A 15499-nucleotide genomic window follows, 5' to 3' on the forward strand; every position below is an offset into this window, starting at 1 on the left:
ATTGATCCTGGGGATTGAATGGAATCCCGGAGCGTGGAGAGAAAAGTGGCGTCGTCTTCCGAGGTGTCGAATCCCAACGGTTATCCGAAGCTCGTTCTCGCATCCGCATCGCCCCGCAGGCTGGCCCTCCTGCAGCAGGCGGGAATCGAGCCCGACGCCCTTCTCCCGGCGGATGTGGACGAGACGCCCCTGAAGAGCGAGGGGGCCAAGGAACTGGCCAAGCGCCTTGCCCGCTCCAAGGCGGAGGTGGCCCGGAAGGTGGCGCGCACCCGCGAGGACCTGAAGAGCGCCTATATCCTCTCGGCCGACACGGTCGTGGTGGTCGGCAGGCGCATTCTCCCCAAGGCCGAGGTGGTGGACGAGGCGGCCGGGTGCCTGCGCCTGCTGTCCGGACGCCAGCATCGGGTCTATACCTCCATCTGCCTCATCACCCCCAAGGACGCCATCCGCGAACGTCTCGTAGAGACGCGGGTGCGCTTCAAGCGCCTGTCGCGGGACGAGTTCGAGCGCTATCTCGCCTCGGGCGAATGGCGCGGCAAAGCGGGCGGCTACGCGATCCAGGGCCTCGCAGGCACCTTCGTCGTCAAGCTCGTGGGCTCCTACTCCAACGTGGTCGGATTGCCTCTCTACGAGGCGGTCGGCCTGCTCGACGGAGAAGGCTATCCCGTCCGGTCGAGCTGGCTCGAGGCGGCCTGAGCCCGTCAATCCCTTCAAGAACGCAATCTTGCCCTTCAAGAACGCAATCTTGTGCCGGCGCGGGCGGGCAACCATGTTGCCGGTCAGCAAGGAAAGGAGGCTGGCATGAATGCCGCCAACGAGAACAAGCCCCTGGCCTCGACGGGCAAGTGCCCGATCTGCGGAAAGCCGAGCGATCAGCAGTACCGGCCCTTCTGCTCCAAGCGCTGCGCGGACGTGGATCTGAACCGCTGGCTGTCCGGCACCTACGCCATCCCCGTCGTCGAAAGCGAGCCGGACGATCCGGATGAGGACGACCGCCAGGCCTGACCGAAAATTCCCGGAATTTTTGTCGCTCGACCCGCTGGACATGCGGTCCATGTCTGACTATACACCCCTCCACGACGCGCACGGCTTCGCCGCGCATCGGATGCCCAGGTAGCTCAGTTGGTAGAGCATGCGACTGAAAATCGCAGTGTCGGTGGTTCGATTCCGCCCCTGGGCACCACTCTCTTTTCCCAAAGATATCGAAGGTTTGAAGAGTGCCGGTACCGCTCGGCGGCCAATGCTTGACGCATTGAGAATGGCCGGGTCCGTCTCCGCTCCGACGCTTATATGCGCGGTTTAGGCTTGGTCGTGACGGTAGCTGGAGGCAGCGGGGCGAAGGCCTTGATCGCCTCGCCGAAGACGAAGCCGATGAGCAGGCCGCCGATGATGATGAGCGGCAGCTGGCGCCATTCAATCCGGGGGCTTGTCGAAACCCGTCTCATAAGACCTCCTTGCGCCCTGTCGCGCTGGTCTCTCTCAGCGGCCGTCGCGTTGACCGGTCTGGACGATCATACGCAATCCGGGTGGAAGTGAAACAACTCCAGAGAGAGCCGCTGCGCCGATGGATTCCTCCATGGGCAGCGGCTCTCTCTCTTTGCCGGTCACAGCATGAAGTAAGCCTTGGAGACGCTCGCAAGGTTCTTCAGGTGGATCGAAAAGTCCGCGTTTCCGTCGCCGTTCACATCGCCGCTCACGATGACGCCGCTGCCGTATTTCTCGTAGCGCAGCTCGCCGGCCTTCTGATGGAAGGCGTTCTTGCCGATGAAGCTGAAGGCCTGGTTTCCGGCGGCCTTCGTGTTGGCGTCGATGGAGCGCAGATCGATCCTGTCTCCCTGCGTGTAGGAGAAGTCATAGATCGTGTCGCGCCCGCTCGCGAAGACCGTGCTGTCCTTGGTGGACTTGAAGGTGAACGCATCGGCGCCGAGGCCGCCGTAGAGCTTGTCGGCTCCCAGCCTGCCATAGAGCATGTCCTTGCCGTTGAACCCTTCCAGCTTGTCGTTGCCGAGGCCGCCGGTGATGTTGTCGTTGCCGGAGAGCACAGTACGGAAGACCCGAAGATCGTCCGCCCCCGAGAGCGTCTCCGCCGCAGCGGCGATGCTCGTGGCGGAGATGGACGCGCCCGTGATGGAGGCGGTCTTCGTTCCGTAATAATAGGCCGCATAGCTCGTCACGGTCCCGCCGATCGGCGTGCCGTTAACGTCGTAGTTGAAGCCGGTTCCCCTGAATTCGTCCCGCCTGGAGCCGCTCGCATTGTAGTTCGCGCTGAAGCGGGTCGAGGACCGGCTGTAGCTGTAGGCGTAAAGGAGATTGCTCAGGTCGATATCGGCCAGATCGAACCCATACGCGCTGTTCCAGGTCAGTGTTGCCATGATTCCCCCTCTAAATGGAGGGGGTGTAGCCTGCGGTCCGGGGCGAGACAACTATCCTGATGCGGGAGCGGCGGCGCATCCCGGCGGGTGCCTCATGCTTTTCGGCTGCGGGCGTCCTGGAGCTTCTCCATGAGCGCCTTGAGGGTCTCGGCGGCCTTCACGCCCCGGATGGCCACGGCTCCACGGTCGATGGATTTGCCGTTCTCGTCCTTCCTGCCGTTGAAGAAGGCATCTCGACCCGCCTTGGACATGGCGAGGATCGCTCTGACCTCGCATTCGACACGCCACTCCTCCGACCAGGTGCTGATGGATGTGCCGGTCAGCTCGGAGAGAGCCGTGGTGTTTCGTGAGTAGGGCGCTTCATCGGTCATGCGCCGCTTATGCCGTGCGATGATGAAAAGAGGGTTTCTCGTTCGGCCCGGAAGGGGTACACCATGTCCCGATAGTGGTAGGACGCCTCGCGTCCGATGGGTCCGGTCCAACGAGAGATGCGTCGGTGACGAACCTGGACGAGCTGAAGAATGTCATTGCGCAGACGTGGCGCGACGAGGAAATGGCCTCGTCCGCTTGCCATGGCGTCGATGCCTATTCGAAGCTCTGGCCGTATGTTTTCATGGTCAACGACTGGCGGGTCTGGGACGAAAGCGGCCGGGGCCTGAGCCGGGACGTCCTCAGCTGGCTCGAGGGGCAGGGAAGCGCCTGGGACTTCTATCATCTCATGGAGGAATGGGGGCTCGTGGGCTTCGCCGACCTGAGAACTGCGACGCGCTTCCGCCAGCGCTGGTTCGGGGCGGTGGAAGTGGTGTCGTCCTCCGGCGGCACCTGGAACCCGCACCCGCTCAACACCAGCTTCGCCCCCGGCCCGATGGACGAGGTTCCGATGCCCGTGCGCCGAGGCGGACGGACAATCCGATAGGCCTGCCGGCCGAACCGTATTCTTGACGGCGCACTGGAAGCCCTTCGCTTCGGCTCACCTCTTGGCGCAGATCGCGCGCGCCGTCATGCCTGTCGGGCTCTCGCTCGTGGAAAAGCAGTAGACGCCCGTTTCATCCATGTCGAAACGGTCTCCCCGGTTGCAGGTGCCGTTGACGGGATACTCGTCCTCGCCGCAGCGCGCCATGCACCGGGCCTGGGACGGGCATTCCTGAACGAAAACCCTCAGGATCGTCCCTGCGGGACCCGGCTTTCCTTCCGGCCCCGCCTTTCCCTCCGGTCCCATGGTGCCGGGCGGACCGGCGGGTCCCGTCAGCCCGGCCGGGCCGATGGGGCCCATGGGTCCCGGAGGTCCGATAGGGCCGATCTCGCCGGCGATGCCCTGCGGGCCGGGAGGTCCCGCCGGTCCTGGCGGGCCCATGGCCCCTGACGTTCCCGGAGGTCCTGCGGGACCGGCCGGTCCGGGCTCGCCCCTCGGCCCCGGAGCGCCCTGAGGCCCCTGCGGTCCCTGGTGGCCCGCCAACCCCTGGGGTCCCTGCGGGCCGGGAGGGCCTGCCGGTCCTTCAGGTCCGGTCGGGCCCGCAGGACCGGCGGGACCCGGCTGTCCTGCGGCCGCGATGCCGTTCTCCATGCTGCCTGGAGGTCCAGGAAGGCCTTGCACGCCGATGGGACCGGGAGGGCCCTGCGGCCCTTCGGGGCCGGGCTCCCCCTGCGGTCCTGACGGTCCGGCGATGCCCTGCGGTCCCTCCGGTCCGGCAGGACCCTGGGGGCCCGGCGCTCCATCGCGCCCCGGTTCGCCACGAGGACCTGGGGGACCGGCGGGGCCCGCCGGAGCCTGGGTCGCTACGGTCGATCCGGCAGGGCCTCTCTGTCCGCAGAAGCCGATGACCACTTGACGCTGTTCATCGTCGGCCTGGAGGTTCACGATGCAGCCCGCGGGATGATAGGCGAGGCGGAACGTGAACCGCCCGCTCGCCTCCGCCTTGGTTTCGAAGCGCTCGTCGAGAGTGACCGATGTCTGGCGCGGCTTGCTCAAGCGCCCGACGACGCGCAGCTCGCCGCCCGCAATCATCGCCTGGTCGACGATGATATCCGCCATGGCGGGATTGCAGCAGGCGATCAGTGCGAATCCGGCCAAAGCCGATTGCACCGATGTGAAATCGGCTCTCGTCTTTGCCATGCCGCATTTGTGGACGGCGAACCGGATCCACTTCGCCGAGGAATGCTCCAACAGGCGCTCGTACATCGTGCCTTCCCCGCTCAGAGACGCGAAGCGTCGCCTGAACGGGGGCGGTGGGTCAATTCACCCGGAAGGATATCGCCGAGGCGACATCGCACGCGGAGCGGCCCGCAGCGGGCGTCAGTGCGCGCCCTCCGTCTGCATGGCCTCGGCACGGATTTCTTCCGTCAGCTGCGCCTTGAGGCGCGAGAATTCCGGCGTCTCCTGCATCGGGCCGCGGATATGGTTGTCGAGGGCGCCTCAGGAAACCGCGGAAGCCTCCTTCGAGACGGTCACTGCGTGACTTCTTCAGGATGAGGTTGGAGATTCATGGGGCAGACTTTCAGGGTGCTCCGGCGCGATCTCGACCAGGATCGCCCGCCCGGTTCCGGACAGCAGGATGAGATCCTGCGGCGCCTCCAGCTTCAGGGTGTCGAGCGCCTGGAGCGAATGGATCGCTGCGCCGAGTGTCACGTCGAAGGGGCCGTCGAGAGCGACGAGAAAGGCGGTGCTCGTCTCCTCCGCCAGCAGCGCCACGCCCGATTCCACGAACCGCGTCCGGTGCCGGAACTGCCCGCGCCGCGTCATCACGTTGAGGTCGCGGATCGGGCCCGAGAGAAGCCGCCCGGTGGTGATGTCGTCGCCGGAGAACGAGAGCTTGGGAGAGGTTCTGTCGAGCGGATAGGCGATGCCCTCCACGTCGAGCTCGATGCCTTCTCCCTCGATCACGATGAGCGTGCGGTCGATGCCCGGAAAGAGCGAGAAGGGACCGTCGGAGGCGACATCCGCCATGCTGATGCGCCAGCCGAAGGTGTCGAATCCTGAGCCTTCCGGAAAGGCGGCGATCTCGGCGGTCGTGCCGCCGCCGTTTTTCCACGGAACGCGGACGAGGTCCGCGTTCCTGATGACGCGGGCCTGCATCAGCGCAGGCTCGGCAGGTTGAGGCCGTGCTCGCGGGCGCAGTCGATGGCGATGTCGTAGCCCGCATCCGCATGGCGCATCACGCCGGTCGCGGGATCGTTCCACAGCACCCGCTCGATACGCCTGGCCGCTTCCGGCGTGCCGTCGCACACGATCACCATGCCCGAATGCTGCGAGAAGCCCATGCCGACGCCGCCGCCGTGATGCAGCGACACCCAGGTCGCGCCGGAGGCGCAGTTGAGGAGCGCGTTGAGGAGCGGCCAGTCGGAGACCGCATCCGAGCCGTCCTTCATCGCTTCCGTCTCGCGGTTCGGGCTTGCGACCGAGCCGGAATCGAGGTGGTCGCGGCCGATCACGATGGGGGCCTTCAGCTCGCCCTTCGCCACCATCTCGTTGAAGGCGAGGCCGAGGCGGTGGCGGTCGCCGAGGCCCACCCAGCAGATGCGCGCGGGAAGACCCTGGAACTTGATGCGCTCCTTCGCCATGTCGAGCCAGTTGTGCAGGTGCTTGTTGTCGGGCAGCAGCTCCTTCACCTTGGCGTCGGTCCTGAAGATGTCCTCCGGCTCGCCCGAGAGCGCGGCCCAGCGGAACGGTCCGATGCCGCGGCAGAAGAGCGGGCGTATATAGGCCGGCACGAAGCCCGGGAAGTCGAAGGCGTTGTCGACGCCTTCCTCCTTCGCCATCTGGCGGATGTTGTTGCCGTAATCGAGGGTGGGCACGCCCGCCTTGTAGAAGTCGAGCATGGCGCGCACGTGCTCCGCCATCGAGTGCCTGGCGGCATGCTCCACGGCCTTCGGATCGGTCTCGCGCTTGGCTTCCCATTCGGCGAGAGTCCAGCCCTTCGGCAGGTAGCCGTTGATGGGATCGTGCGCGGAGGTCTGGTCCGTCACCGCATCGGGGCGGATGCCGCGACGGTAGATTTCGGGGAAGATCTCGGCGGCGTTGCCGAGGAGGCCGACGGAGACCGGCTTCTTGTCGCGGCAGGATTGCTCGATGATCGCCAGCGCCTCGTCCAGCGTGTCGGCGCGCCGGTCGAGATAGCCCGTGCGCAGGCGCATCTCGATGCGGCTCGGCTGGCACTCGACCGCGAGGCAGGACGCGCCCGCCATGGTGGCGGCGAGCGGCTGCGCGCCGCCCATGCCGCCGAGGCCGCCGGTGAGAATCCAGCGGCCCGAGAGATCGCCGTTATAGTGCTGGCGGCCCACCTCCACGAAAGTCTCGTAGGTGCCCTGCACGATTCCCTGCGTGCCGATATAGATCCAGGAACCGGCCGTCATCTGGCCGTACATCATGAGTCCCTTGCGGTCGAGCTCGTGGAACTTGTCCCAGGTGGCCCAATGCGGCACGAGGTTGGAATTGGCGATCAGGACGCGCGGCGCGTCCGGGTGCGTGCGGAATACGCCGACGGGTTTGCCCGACTGCACGAGGAGGGTCTCGTCCGCCTCCAGGTCTTTCAGCGCCGCCACGATGCGGTCGAAGCTCTCCCAGTCGCGCGCGGCGCGGCCGATGCCGCCATAGACGACGAGCTCGCCCGGCCTCTCGGCCACATCGGGATCGAGGTTGTTCATCAACATGCGAAGGGGCGCTTCCGTGAGCCAGCTCTTGGCCGACAGTTCGGTGCCGTGGGAAGCGCGGATCACGCGGGCGTTGTCGATGCGGGTCATGGGTCGGATCCTCGGGTCAGGCTTTGGATTGCGCGAAGGTGAGACAGGTCTGGAGAACGAGGGAGAGCGCCGCGCGCATCGGTGCCGCATAATCCTCGTCGTAGGCCTCCGGCCACGCGTCCTTCGCCACGGGACCGAGCGGCTCCCTCATGTAGCCGCGGCAGGCGAGCTCCATCTGGACGGCATGGACGCCCGCATCGGGACGCCCGAGACTGCGGGTGATGAAGCCGCCCTTGAAGCGCCCGTTGACCACGTGACTGAAGCCGCTTCCGGCGCAGATCGTCTCGATGGCGTCGCTCAACGACGGTGCGCAGGTGACGCCGCCATTGGTGCCGATGTTGAAATGGGGCAGGGTGCCCTCGAACAGGCGCGGAATGACCGAGCGGATCGAGTGGCAGTCATAGACCACCACATGGGCATGCTTTGACCGCAGCCGGTCGATCTCGGCGCGAAGCGCCGTGTGATAGGGATCGAAGAAGCGGGCGCGCCGCGCGGCGATTTCTTCCGCATCCGGCTCCGATCCCGGCGCGTAGAGCGCCTCGCCGTCGAAAGTAGTGGTAGGGCAAAGCTCCGTCGTCGCCTGCCCCGGATAGAGCGACACGCCCGAAGGGTCGCGGTTCACGTCGATCACCGTGCGCGAGATCGCAGTGCGGATCAACGTCGCGCCGAGAGCGGGGGCGAAATCGTAGAGCCGCTCGATCCACCAATCCGCATCCTTGCGCGCGAGCCAGGGCGAGACGAGGTCGCGCTCGTATTCCGCCGGGATCTGTGTGCCCGTATGGGGCAGGCTCACTACGAGGGGCGCATCGCCACGGATGATTGTGAGCCAGTCCGGCTTTGCGCCGCTCATGGCAGGCCTCCTTCGGTCACGCGCGGCAGCACGTCGCCGCCCGCCGCATCCGCGAGCGCGCCGGAGGTGACGAGCGCGGCCGCCTGCGCCATGTCGGGCGCCATGTGCCGGTCGTCGGCAAGATGCGGAACCTTCCCGCGCAGCAGAGCACGGGCGCGCTCCAACCGTTCGCTCGATTTCATGGGGGCGTGAAAATCGCAGCCCTGAACGGCGGCGAGAAGCTCGATGCCGATCACGTTGGCCGCATTCGCCGCCATGGGCAGGAGACGCCGCGCGCCATGGGTCGCCATGGACACGTGGTCTTCCTGGTTGGCGGAGGTCGGGATCGAATCCACGCTCGCCGGATAGGCGCGCTGCTTGTTCTCGGACACCAGCGCCGCCGCCGTCACCTGCGGGATCATGAAGCCGGAATTCAGGCCGGGCTTCGGCGTGAGGAAGGCGGGAAGGCCCGAGAGGGAGGGATCGACCAGCATGGCGATGCGCCGCTCGGCGAGCGAGCCGATCTCGCACAGGGCCATGGCGATCATGTCGGCGGCGAAGGCCACGGGTTCCGCATGGAAGTTGCCGCCGGAGATGACTTCCCCGGTCTGCGAAAAGACGAGCGGATTGTCGGAGACGCCGTTCGCCTCGGTGCCGAGGGTTTCGGCCGCCTGGCGCAGCAGGTCGAGCACCGCGCCCATCACCTGCGGCTGGCAGCGCAGGCAATAGGGATCCTGCACGCGGTCGTCGTTGGTCAGATGCGAGGCGCGGATGGCGCTGCCCTGCATCAGGGCGCGCAGAGAGGCGGCGACCTCGATCTGTCCGCGATGACGCCTGAGCCTCTGAATGCGCTCGTCGAACGGGCCGTCAGAGCCTTTCGCGGCATCGGTCGCGAGCGCGCCCGTCACGAGGGCCGCCTGGAATACGCGCTCGGCCTCGAACAGGCCGGCTAGGGCCAGCGCGGTGGAAACCTGCGTGCCGTTGAGAAGCGCCAGGCCCTCCTTGGGGCCGAGGGTGAGCGGCGTGAGGCGTGCCCGTGCAAGGGCCGCTTCGGCAGGAACCCGCGTTCCGTCGACGAAGAACTCGCCGACGCCCATGAGCGCCGCCGTCATGTGGGAGAGGGGAGCGAGATCCCCCGAAGCGCCGACCGAGCCCTGGCCGGGAATGACGGGAACGAGACCGGCCCCGAGGCAGGCCGTCAGATGCGCAATGGTGGACCAGCGCACACCTGATGCTCCTTGAGCGAGGCTCGCGAGCTTGAGGGCCATGACGAGCCGCACCACCGCAACCGGCAGCGGCTCGCCGACGCCCGCCGCGTGCGAGAGCACGATGTTGCGCTGGAGGGTCGCGAGATCGGCCGCGCCGATGCGCACGCTGGCGAGTTTTCCGAAACCGGTATTGATGCCGTAGACCGGCTCGCCCTTGGCGACGATGGCCTCGACGGTCTTCGCGCCGGCCTCGACGGCAGGGCGGCAATCCGGGTCGAGAACGATATCCGCGCCGAAATAGACGCGGCGCCAGTCGGCCAGGGCAACGGAGCCGGGGTGAAGCTTGACGGGTTGTGTCACTGTCCCCTCCAGACGCGGGAGTGAAGCGGGTTGAAGCCGATGCGGTAGACGAGCTCCGCCGGGCGCTCGATGTTCCAGATGGCGAGATCGCAGGACTTGCCGGGTTCCAGCGTGCCGATCTCATCGAGCCTGCCGAGCGCGCGCGCGGCCTCGCGCGTCACGCCCGCGAGGCATTCCTCGACGGTGAGACGGAACAGGGTCGCGCTCATGTTCATGGTCAGGAGCAGCGAGGTCAGCGGAGAGGTGCCCGGGTTGCAATCGGTCGCGAGCGCCATCGGCGTGCCATGCTTCCGGAAAGCGGCGATGGGCGGCAATTGCGTCTCGCGCAGCGTGTAGAACGCGCCAGGCAGAAGCACGGCCACCGTGCCCGCCTTCGCCATGGCGGCAGCGCCTTCCTCATCGGTATATTCGAGATGATCGGCGGAGAGAGCGCCGTGATCGGCGGCGAGCTTCGCGCCGTGCAGGTTGGAAAGCTGGTCGGCATGGAGCTTGACGCCCAGGCCATGCGACTTCGCGGCGGCGAACACGCGCGCGGTCTGTTCGGCCGAGAACGCGATGCCCTCGCAGAAGGCATCGACCGCATCGGCCAGCCCCTCGCGGGCGAGCGCCGGCAGCATTTCGCTGCAAACCTTCTCGATGTAGGCGTCCTTGTCGCCGTTTGCCTCCGGCGGCAGGGCGTGAGCGCCGAGGAATGTGGTGATGACGGAGATGGGACGCTCCTCGCCCAGGCGGCGCGCGGCGCGCAAGGATCTGGCCTCCGTCTCCAGGTCGAGGCCGTAGCCCGACTTGATTTCGACAGTCGTGCAGCCTTCGCGGATGAGATGGTCGAGGCGGGGCAGGGCGCTCGCCACAAGCTCGTTCTCGCTCGCCTCGCGGGTCGCCTTCACGGTGGAGACGATGCCGCCGCCCGCGCGGGCGATCTCTTCGTAGCTCGCGCCCTTCAGGCGCAGCTCGAACTCATGCGCCCGGTCGCCGCCATGGATAAGATGCGTGTGGCAATCGATCAGGCCGGGGGTGATCCAGCGTCCTTCGCAATCGATCCGCTCGGCCGTGTCCCAGCCGGAGGGGAGGTCCCCGGCCTGACCGGCGAAGGCGATGCGGCCGTCCTTGGCTGCGACGGCTCCGTCCTCCACGAGGCCGAGGCCGCCATCGGCAAGCGTGGCGAGGCGAGCATTGAGCCAGACCCGATCGAAGCGCATGTTCCTGCTCCGGTGCATCCGCGATAATGTCTATACATAATCGCGGAAGATCGCTATTGTCTAGACTTATTCGACCGGGTCCGATGGTCGGGGAGCGGCGTGGCTTTTCGGCGGCTGCCACCGTCTCCGAGACTCCGGCCGTTTCACAGCAGAGGTGTCAGCGATGCGCAGGCTCATTCTCGAACACGCGCTCCTTCCCGGCGGCTGGGCCCGCAATGTGGGCCTCGACATCGAGGGCGGGACGATTGCCGCCGTCCTCCCGAATGCATCCGCCGAGGGGCGCGAGCGCGTCGCCGGGATCGCGCTGCCCGGACTGCCGAACCTGCACAGCCACACCTTCCAGCGCGGCATGGCGGGCCTTGCCGAAACGCGCGGCCCGGAAGGCGACAGTTTCTGGACATGGCGGCAGGTGATGTACCGCTTCCTCGGCTCCCTGACGCCGGAGGATGTGGAGGCCATTGCCGCCTTCGCCATGATGGAGATGCTGGAGGGCGGCTTCACGGCGCTCGCCGAGTTTCACTACCTCCATCACGACGCGCAGGGCCGTCCCTATGCGGATATTGCGGAATTGTCCGGGCGCATCGCTGCCGCTGCGCAGGAAACCGGCATTGGCCTGACGCTTCTTCCCGTCTTCTATGCGCAGGGCGGCTTCGGCGGCGCGGCGCCGGTCGAGGGGCAGCGGCGCTTCGTCACCGATCCCGAGAGCTATGCGCGCCTCGTCGAAGGCGCGCGCAGGGCCGTTGCCGCTCTCGACGATGCCGTCATCGGAATCGCGCCGCACAGCCTTCGCGCCGTCACGCCCGAAAGCCTTCGTGAGGCGGTCGCGCTGGCGGGCGATGGGCCGGTCCATATCCACATCGCCGAGCAGGTGAAGGAAGTGGAGGATTGCCTCGCTTGGTCGGGCCAGCGCCCGGTGGCGTGGCTCCTCGATCATACGCCCGTCGACAGGCGATGGTGCCTGATCCATGCGACGCATCTGGACGCGAAGGAGACGAAGGGCATCGCCGCGAGCGGCGCTGTGGCGGGCCTGTGCCCGATCACCGAGGCCAATCTCGGCGACGGCATTTTTGAAGGGGTCGATTACCTCTCAGCCCAGGGCCGCTTCGGCGTCGGATCGGATTCCAACATCGAGATCACGGCTCCGGGAGAACTCAGGCAGTTCGAGTACAGCCAGCGGCTCAAGCACCGCGCCCGCAACGTCCTGGCCGCGCACGAGGGCCAGTCGACGGGGCGCAGCCTTTACGAGAAGGCTTCGAGCGGTGGAGCCCAGGCGCTCGGCCGGCGGATCGGAGCGCTCGCTCCCGGGCATCGGGCCGACCTCGTGGTGCTCGACGCGCGCCACCCGGATCTCGCCGCCCTATCGGGCGACCGCTGGATCGATTCTTACGTGTTCGTCACCGGCAAGGCCGCCATCGATACGGTGTTCGTCGCCGGCAAGCCCGTGGTAAGGAGCGGCCGGCACGTGAGTCGCGATGCGATCCAGGAGCGGTATGCGCGCGCCATGGCCCGCATCCTGGCCTGAGGGAAGATAGAAGCCGGCATGAAGCACCTGCACCAGCGCATCCGCGACGACATCGAGGCCAGGATCATGTCCGGCGAGTGGCCGCCGGGCCATCGCATCCCCTTCGAGCACGAACTCATGGCGGAATACGGCTGCTCGCGCATGACCGTGAACAAGGTGCTCTCAACCTTGGCCGCCAACGGCCTCATCACGCGCCGCCGCCGGGCGGGGTCGGTGGTGGCGCAGCCGAGCAACCAGCAGGCCGTGCTGCAGATCCAGGACTTCGCCCGCGAGGCGGCCCGCGCCGGCACCGAATACCGCTTCAAGATCCTGCGCCGCTCCATCGAGCCCATCGATGCGGCCGCCGCGCAACGGACGGGAATGCGGGTGGGGACGAAGATGCTCAGCCTCTCCACCCTTCACGTGATGGACGACGTGCCGCAGGCTTTCGAACAGCGCCTCATCAACCTCGCGACCGTGCCCGAGGCGGACACGGAGCCCTTCAAGGACGACCCGCCCGGCACGTGGCTTCTGCGGCGCGTGCCGTGGACCGATGCGGAGCATATCGTGCGCGCCGTGAACGCCGACGGCACGCTGGCGAGGAGGCTTCAGATTCAGACGGGCGCGGCCTGCCTGGTGCTGGAGCGGCGAACCTGGCAGGCGGGCGCCTTCGTGACCGAGGCGCGCATCACCTATCCCGGCGACCGGCATCAGCTCGTGGGGCGGTTTTCGCCCGTCGCGTGACGGGAGCTTGATCCTTACGACAGCGCGGAGCGAAGGTCCTGGATCAGGTCGTCCGCGTCCTCGATGCCGACCGACAGGCGCACGAGTCCGTCGTCGATGCCGAGTTCGGCTCGCACCTCCGGCGGCACGGAGGCGTGGGTCATGATCGCCGGATGCTCGATCAGGCTCTCCACGCCACCCAGGCTCTCGGCCAGGGTGAAGAGCCGGCAGCGCTCCAGGAAACGCGTCGCGCCGTCGAGGCCGCCCTTGATGCGGGCTGTGATGATGCCGCCGAAGCCGCGCATCTGGCGCTTCGCGAGTTCGTGCTGCGGATGCGAGGCGAGGCCCGGATAGATCACCCCGTCCACACCCGGATGGGATTCGAGGAAACCGGCGATCTTGAGGGCCGATTGGCAATGCCGCTCCATGCGCAGCGACAGGGTTTTCAGGCCGCGCAGGGCGAGGAAGCTGTCGAAGGGCCCCGAGATGGAGCCGACGGCATTCTGCAGGAACGCCATCTGCTCGCGGATCTCCCGGTTCTGGCCCACGACCACAACGCCGCCGACCATGTCGGAATGGCCGTTGAGGTATTTCGTAGTGGAATGCAGCACGATGTCGAAGCCGAATTCGAGCGGGCGCTGCACGTAAGGGCTCGCGAAGGTGTTGTCGGCCACCAGCCAGGCGCCATGGCCGCGCGTAGCGGCTGCGATAGCTTCGAGATCCGCGAGCTTGAGAAGCGGGTTGGTGGGCGTCTCGACCCAGACGAGCTTGGTGTTGGGACGCAGGGCCGCCTTCACCGCTTCGCTATTGCCGAGATCGACATAGGAAATGTCGAGCGCGGCCGACTTCTTGCGCACGCGCTCGAAGAGGCGGCGCGTTCCGCCGTAGAGATCGTCGGAAGCGACGATATGGGAGCCATGCTCCAGCATGTCGAGCACGGTTGCGCTCGCGGCAAGGCCGGACGAGAAGGCGAAGGCCGCGGTTCCTCCTTCGAGATCCGCGATGCAGCGCTCGAAGGCCATGCGGGTGGGGTTCTGCGAGCGGGCGTATTCGAAGCCCTTGTGCACGCCGGGACTCTCCTGCGCAAAGGTGGAGGTGGCGTAGATCGGCATCATCACCGCGCCCGTGGTGGGATCCGGCGACTGGCCTGCATGGATGCAGCGGGTGGCGAAATCGAGCTGGTTGCGGGCGGTCATGATGCCTGGATCCGGTAGAAGTTGATGAGGTCGATGCGGGTGGCGAGCCCCACGAAGGCATCGCCGTCCATGATCACCGGCACGAGACCGGCGGCGAAGAGGGGCAGGAGCTTCTTCACCGGAGCATCGGCTGCAACGGTCTGCAGGCGCGTGACCATGACGTCCCGCACCGGCTTGCCGAAGACGCTCTGGGGCGCGCCCTCATGGGCCGCCAGCGCATCGAGAATGTCGCTCTCGTCGATCAGACCGACCAAGCGGCCGTTCTCGATCACGGGCAGTTGCGAGATGTCGGAAGAGCGCATGCGGGCGAAGGCCGAGCGCAACGTCTCGCCGGGCGCGACATGGACTGTAGCGCCCTCGCCGAAGGGGTTGACGACCACGTCGCGCGCCGTGCCGGTCGTCCTGCGGTCGAGCCAGCCCTCCTGCGCCATGAAGGCATCGTTGAACACCTTCGACAGATATTTGGCGCCCGTATCGCAGACGAGGGTGACGACCCGCTTGGGCTCCGTCTGCTCGCGGCAATAGCGGAGCGCCGCGGAGAGCAGCGTGCCGGAGGACGAGCCTGCCAGGATGCCTTCCTTGCGCAGCAGGTCGCGCGCGGTCGCGAAGCTCTCCTTGTCGGAAATGGCATAGGCCTTCCTCACCAGGGAGAGGTCGCAGTTCGGCGGCACGAAATCCTCTCCGATGCCCTCGACGGCCCAGGAACCGGCCTCGGTCATCTTCCCGGTTTCGACCAGCGGCGCGAGGATGGAGCCCGCCGGATCGGCGAGCACCATGGCGGTCTTCGGCGAGGCCCGCTTCAGGAAGCGCCCGATGCCGGTGAGCGTTCCGCCCGAACCGACGCCCACCGCCACCGCATCCACGTCGCCCTCCATCCCGTCCAGGATCTCAGGTCCGGTGCTTGCCTCGTGGGCGGCCGGATTGGCCGGATTCTCGAACTGGTTGATATAGACCGCGCCGGGCGTTCTGCGGGTGATCTCCTGGGCGAGGTCCTGGTAGTAATCCGCGTGGCCCTTGCCCACATCGGAGCGCGTGATGACCACTTCCGCGCCCAGGGCCTTGGCGTGCAGCACCTTCTCCCGGGACATCTTGTCCGGCACCACGAGCAGCGTGCGGTAACCCTTGCTCGCACCTACGAGCGCCAGGCCGACCCCGGTATTGCCCGCCGTCGCCTCGACGATGGTGCCGCCGGGCTTCAGGCGGCCGTCGGCCTCCGCCGCCTCGATCATGGCGCGGGCCGGGCGGTCCTTGATGGAGCCGCTGGGATTGGAGCTCTCCAGCTTGAGGAAGAGACGGCACGGACCGGTATCGAGACGCGTCACCTCGACAAGGGGTGTCCTACCGATCAGATCCAGAGCGCCGTGCGCAGCCATA

At 67.0% G+C, this 15499-nt stretch carries 16 protein-coding genes and 1 tRNA gene; 6 read left to right on the plus strand and 11 right to left on the minus strand.

Going from position 1 to position 15499, the window contains the following annotated elements; all coding sequences use genetic code 11:
* Positions 1–18 precede the first annotated feature (18 nt).
* The 3 genes from L879_RS0118415 (at position 19) to L879_RS0118425 (ending at position 1183) form a co-directional block, all read left to right on the plus strand.
* Positions 19–696, plus strand: a complete 678-nt coding sequence (locus L879_RS0118415; RefSeq protein WP_084021155.1) for a Maf-like protein — start codon at positions 19–21, stop codon at positions 694–696.
* Between the two features lie 105 nt (positions 697–801).
* Positions 802–1005, plus strand: a complete 204-nt coding sequence (gene yacG, locus L879_RS0118420) for a DNA gyrase inhibitor YacG (RefSeq protein ID WP_027317380.1) — start codon at positions 802–804, stop codon at positions 1003–1005.
* A 102-nt stretch (positions 1006–1107) separates the two neighbouring features.
* Positions 1108–1183: transfer RNA gene (locus tag L879_RS0118425), tRNA-Phe, on the plus strand.
* 103 nt (positions 1184–1286) lie between these two features.
* Here L879_RS0118425 and L879_RS23800 read toward each other — a convergent pair.
* From L879_RS23800 to L879_RS0118440, 3 genes are all read right to left on the minus strand, one after another.
* Positions 1287–1445 carry a hypothetical protein gene (locus tag L879_RS23800; protein ID WP_154664265.1) on the minus strand — a complete coding sequence of 53 codons (159 nt, stop codon included), beginning with the start codon at positions 1443–1445 and terminating at the stop codon, positions 1287–1289.
* Between the two features lie 159 nt (positions 1446–1604).
* On the minus strand, positions 1605–2372 hold the full coding sequence (locus L879_RS0118435) for a calcium-binding protein (protein WP_027317381.1): 768 nt from the start codon (positions 2370–2372) through the stop codon (positions 1605–1607).
* 92 nt (positions 2373–2464) lie between these two features.
* Positions 2465–2743 (minus strand): DUF7696 family protein, encoded by a 279-nt coding sequence (locus tag L879_RS0118440; protein ID WP_027317382.1) that lies wholly within the window; start codon positions 2741–2743, stop codon positions 2465–2467.
* A 125-nt stretch (positions 2744–2868) separates the two neighbouring features.
* On the opposite strand from L879_RS0118440, the gene L879_RS0118445 reads away from it, so the two are divergent.
* Positions 2869–3288 carry a hypothetical protein gene (locus L879_RS0118445; protein WP_027317383.1) on the plus strand — a complete coding sequence of 140 codons (420 nt, stop codon included), beginning with the start codon at positions 2869–2871 and terminating at the stop codon, positions 3286–3288.
* Between the two features lie 54 nt (positions 3289–3342).
* Here the strand turns inward: L879_RS0118445 and L879_RS24525 are convergent, their stop codons facing one another.
* The 6 genes from L879_RS24525 to hutI all read right to left on the minus strand — a co-directional run bounded on the left by L879_RS24525 (position 3343) and on the right by hutI (position 10705).
* The gene (locus L879_RS24525; protein ID WP_051435434.1) at positions 3343–4551 is read right to left on the minus strand and encodes a collagen-like domain-containing protein; all 1209 of its coding nucleotides are present in this window, start codon (positions 4549–4551) and stop codon (positions 3343–3345) included.
* Between the two features lie 282 nt (positions 4552–4833).
* Positions 4834–5445 (minus strand): HutD/Ves family protein, encoded by a 612-nt coding sequence (locus tag L879_RS22305; RefSeq protein WP_051435435.1) that lies wholly within the window; start codon positions 5443–5445, stop codon positions 4834–4836.
* Entirely contained in the window at positions 5445–7109 is a 1665-nt protein-coding gene (gene hutU / locus L879_RS0118465; RefSeq protein ID WP_027317384.1) for a urocanate hydratase, read from the minus strand. The genes L879_RS22305 and hutU overlap by 1 nt, the downstream gene beginning before the upstream one ends.
* Positions 7110–7125: 16 nt before the next feature.
* The gene (hutG, locus tag L879_RS0118470) at positions 7126–7959 is read right to left on the minus strand and encodes an N-formylglutamate deformylase (RefSeq protein ID WP_027317385.1); all 834 of its coding nucleotides are present in this window, start codon (positions 7957–7959) and stop codon (positions 7126–7128) included.
* A complete protein-coding gene (hutH, locus tag L879_RS0118475; protein ID WP_027317386.1) occupies positions 7956–9506 on the minus strand; it encodes a histidine ammonia-lyase in 1551 nt (516 codons plus the stop codon). Before hutH ends, hutG begins: the two co-directional genes overlap by 4 nt.
* Positions 9503–10705 carry an imidazolonepropionase gene (gene hutI / locus L879_RS0118480; protein WP_027317387.1) on the minus strand — a complete coding sequence of 401 codons (1203 nt, stop codon included), beginning with the start codon at positions 10703–10705 and terminating at the stop codon, positions 9503–9505. The genes hutH and hutI overlap by 4 nt, the downstream gene beginning before the upstream one ends.
* Before the next feature lie 163 nt (positions 10706–10868).
* Between hutI and L879_RS0118485 the strand changes: the two genes are divergently transcribed.
* Together L879_RS0118485 and hutC are read left to right on the plus strand one after the other, a co-directional pair.
* Entirely contained in the window at positions 10869–12227 is a 1359-nt protein-coding gene (locus tag L879_RS0118485; RefSeq protein ID WP_027317388.1) for a formimidoylglutamate deiminase, read from the plus strand.
* A gap of 18 nt (positions 12228–12245) precedes the next feature.
* Entirely contained in the window at positions 12246–12950 is a 705-nt protein-coding gene (gene hutC, locus L879_RS0118490; RefSeq protein ID WP_027317389.1) for a histidine utilization transcriptional repressor HutC, read from the plus strand.
* 14 nt (positions 12951–12964) lie between these two features.
* Here hutC and L879_RS0118495 read toward each other — a convergent pair whose 3' ends face one another.
* Both L879_RS0118495 and L879_RS0118500 read right to left on the minus strand, forming a co-directional pair.
* Positions 12965–14125: a cystathionine gamma-synthase gene (locus L879_RS0118495; protein WP_027317390.1), complete on the minus strand. Its 1161-nt coding sequence runs from the start codon at positions 14123–14125 to the stop codon at positions 12965–12967.
* Positions 14122–15498 (minus strand): pyridoxal-phosphate dependent enzyme, encoded by a 1377-nt coding sequence (locus L879_RS0118500; RefSeq protein ID WP_035460172.1) that lies wholly within the window; start codon positions 15496–15498, stop codon positions 14122–14124. Before L879_RS0118500 ends, L879_RS0118495 begins: the two co-directional genes overlap by 4 nt.
* Between the last annotated feature and the right edge of the window lies 1 nt (position 15499).

This window comes from Microvirga flocculans ATCC BAA-817 (assembly GCF_000518665.1).
In the GTDB taxonomy this organism is placed as follows: domain Bacteria; phylum Pseudomonadota; class Alphaproteobacteria; order Rhizobiales; family Beijerinckiaceae; genus Microvirga; species Microvirga flocculans.

Bases quoted from the DNA above. Each gene is read 5' to 3' on its own strand.
- yacG (WP_027317380.1), top strand. From the start codon at position 802: ATGAATGCCGCCAACGAGAACAAGCCCCTGGCCTCGACGGGCAAGTGC.
- L879_RS22305 (WP_051435435.1), bottom strand. From the start codon at position 5,445: ATGCAGGCCCGCGTCATCAGGAACGCGGACCTCGTCCGCGTTCCGTGG.
- hutI (WP_027317387.1), bottom strand. From the start codon at position 10,705: ATGCGCTTCGATCGGGTCTGGCTCAATGCTCGCCTCGCCACGCTTGCC.
- L879_RS24525 (WP_051435434.1), bottom strand. From the start codon at position 4,551: ATGTACGAGCGCCTGTTGGAGCATTCCTCGGCGAAGTGGATCCGGTTC.
- L879_RS0118485 (WP_027317388.1), top strand. From the start codon at position 10,869: ATGCGCAGGCTCATTCTCGAACACGCGCTCCTTCCCGGCGGCTGGGCC.
- L879_RS0118440 (WP_027317382.1), bottom strand. From the start codon at position 2,743: ATGACCGATGAAGCGCCCTACTCACGAAACACCACGGCTCTCTCCGAG.
- L879_RS0118500 (WP_035460172.1), bottom strand. From the start codon at position 15,498: ATGGCTGCGCACGGCGCTCTGGATCTGATCGGTAGGACACCCCTTGTC.
- L879_RS0118415 (WP_084021155.1), top strand. From the start codon at position 19: ATGGAATCCCGGAGCGTGGAGAGAAAAGTGGCGTCGTCTTCCGAGGTG.
- hutC (WP_027317389.1), top strand. From the start codon at position 12,246: ATGAAGCACCTGCACCAGCGCATCCGCGACGACATCGAGGCCAGGATC.
- L879_RS23800 (WP_154664265.1), bottom strand. From the start codon at position 1,445: ATGAGACGGGTTTCGACAAGCCCCCGGATTGAATGGCGCCAGCTGCCG.
- L879_RS0118435 (WP_027317381.1), bottom strand. From the start codon at position 2,372: ATGGCAACACTGACCTGGAACAGCGCGTATGGGTTCGATCTGGCCGAT.
- hutG (WP_027317385.1), bottom strand. From the start codon at position 7,959: ATGAGCGGCGCAAAGCCGGACTGGCTCACAATCATCCGTGGCGATGCG.
- L879_RS0118495 (WP_027317390.1), bottom strand. From the start codon at position 14,125: ATGACCGCCCGCAACCAGCTCGATTTCGCCACCCGCTGCATCCATGCA.
- hutU (WP_027317384.1), bottom strand. From the start codon at position 7,109: ATGACCCGCATCGACAACGCCCGCGTGATCCGCGCTTCCCACGGCACC.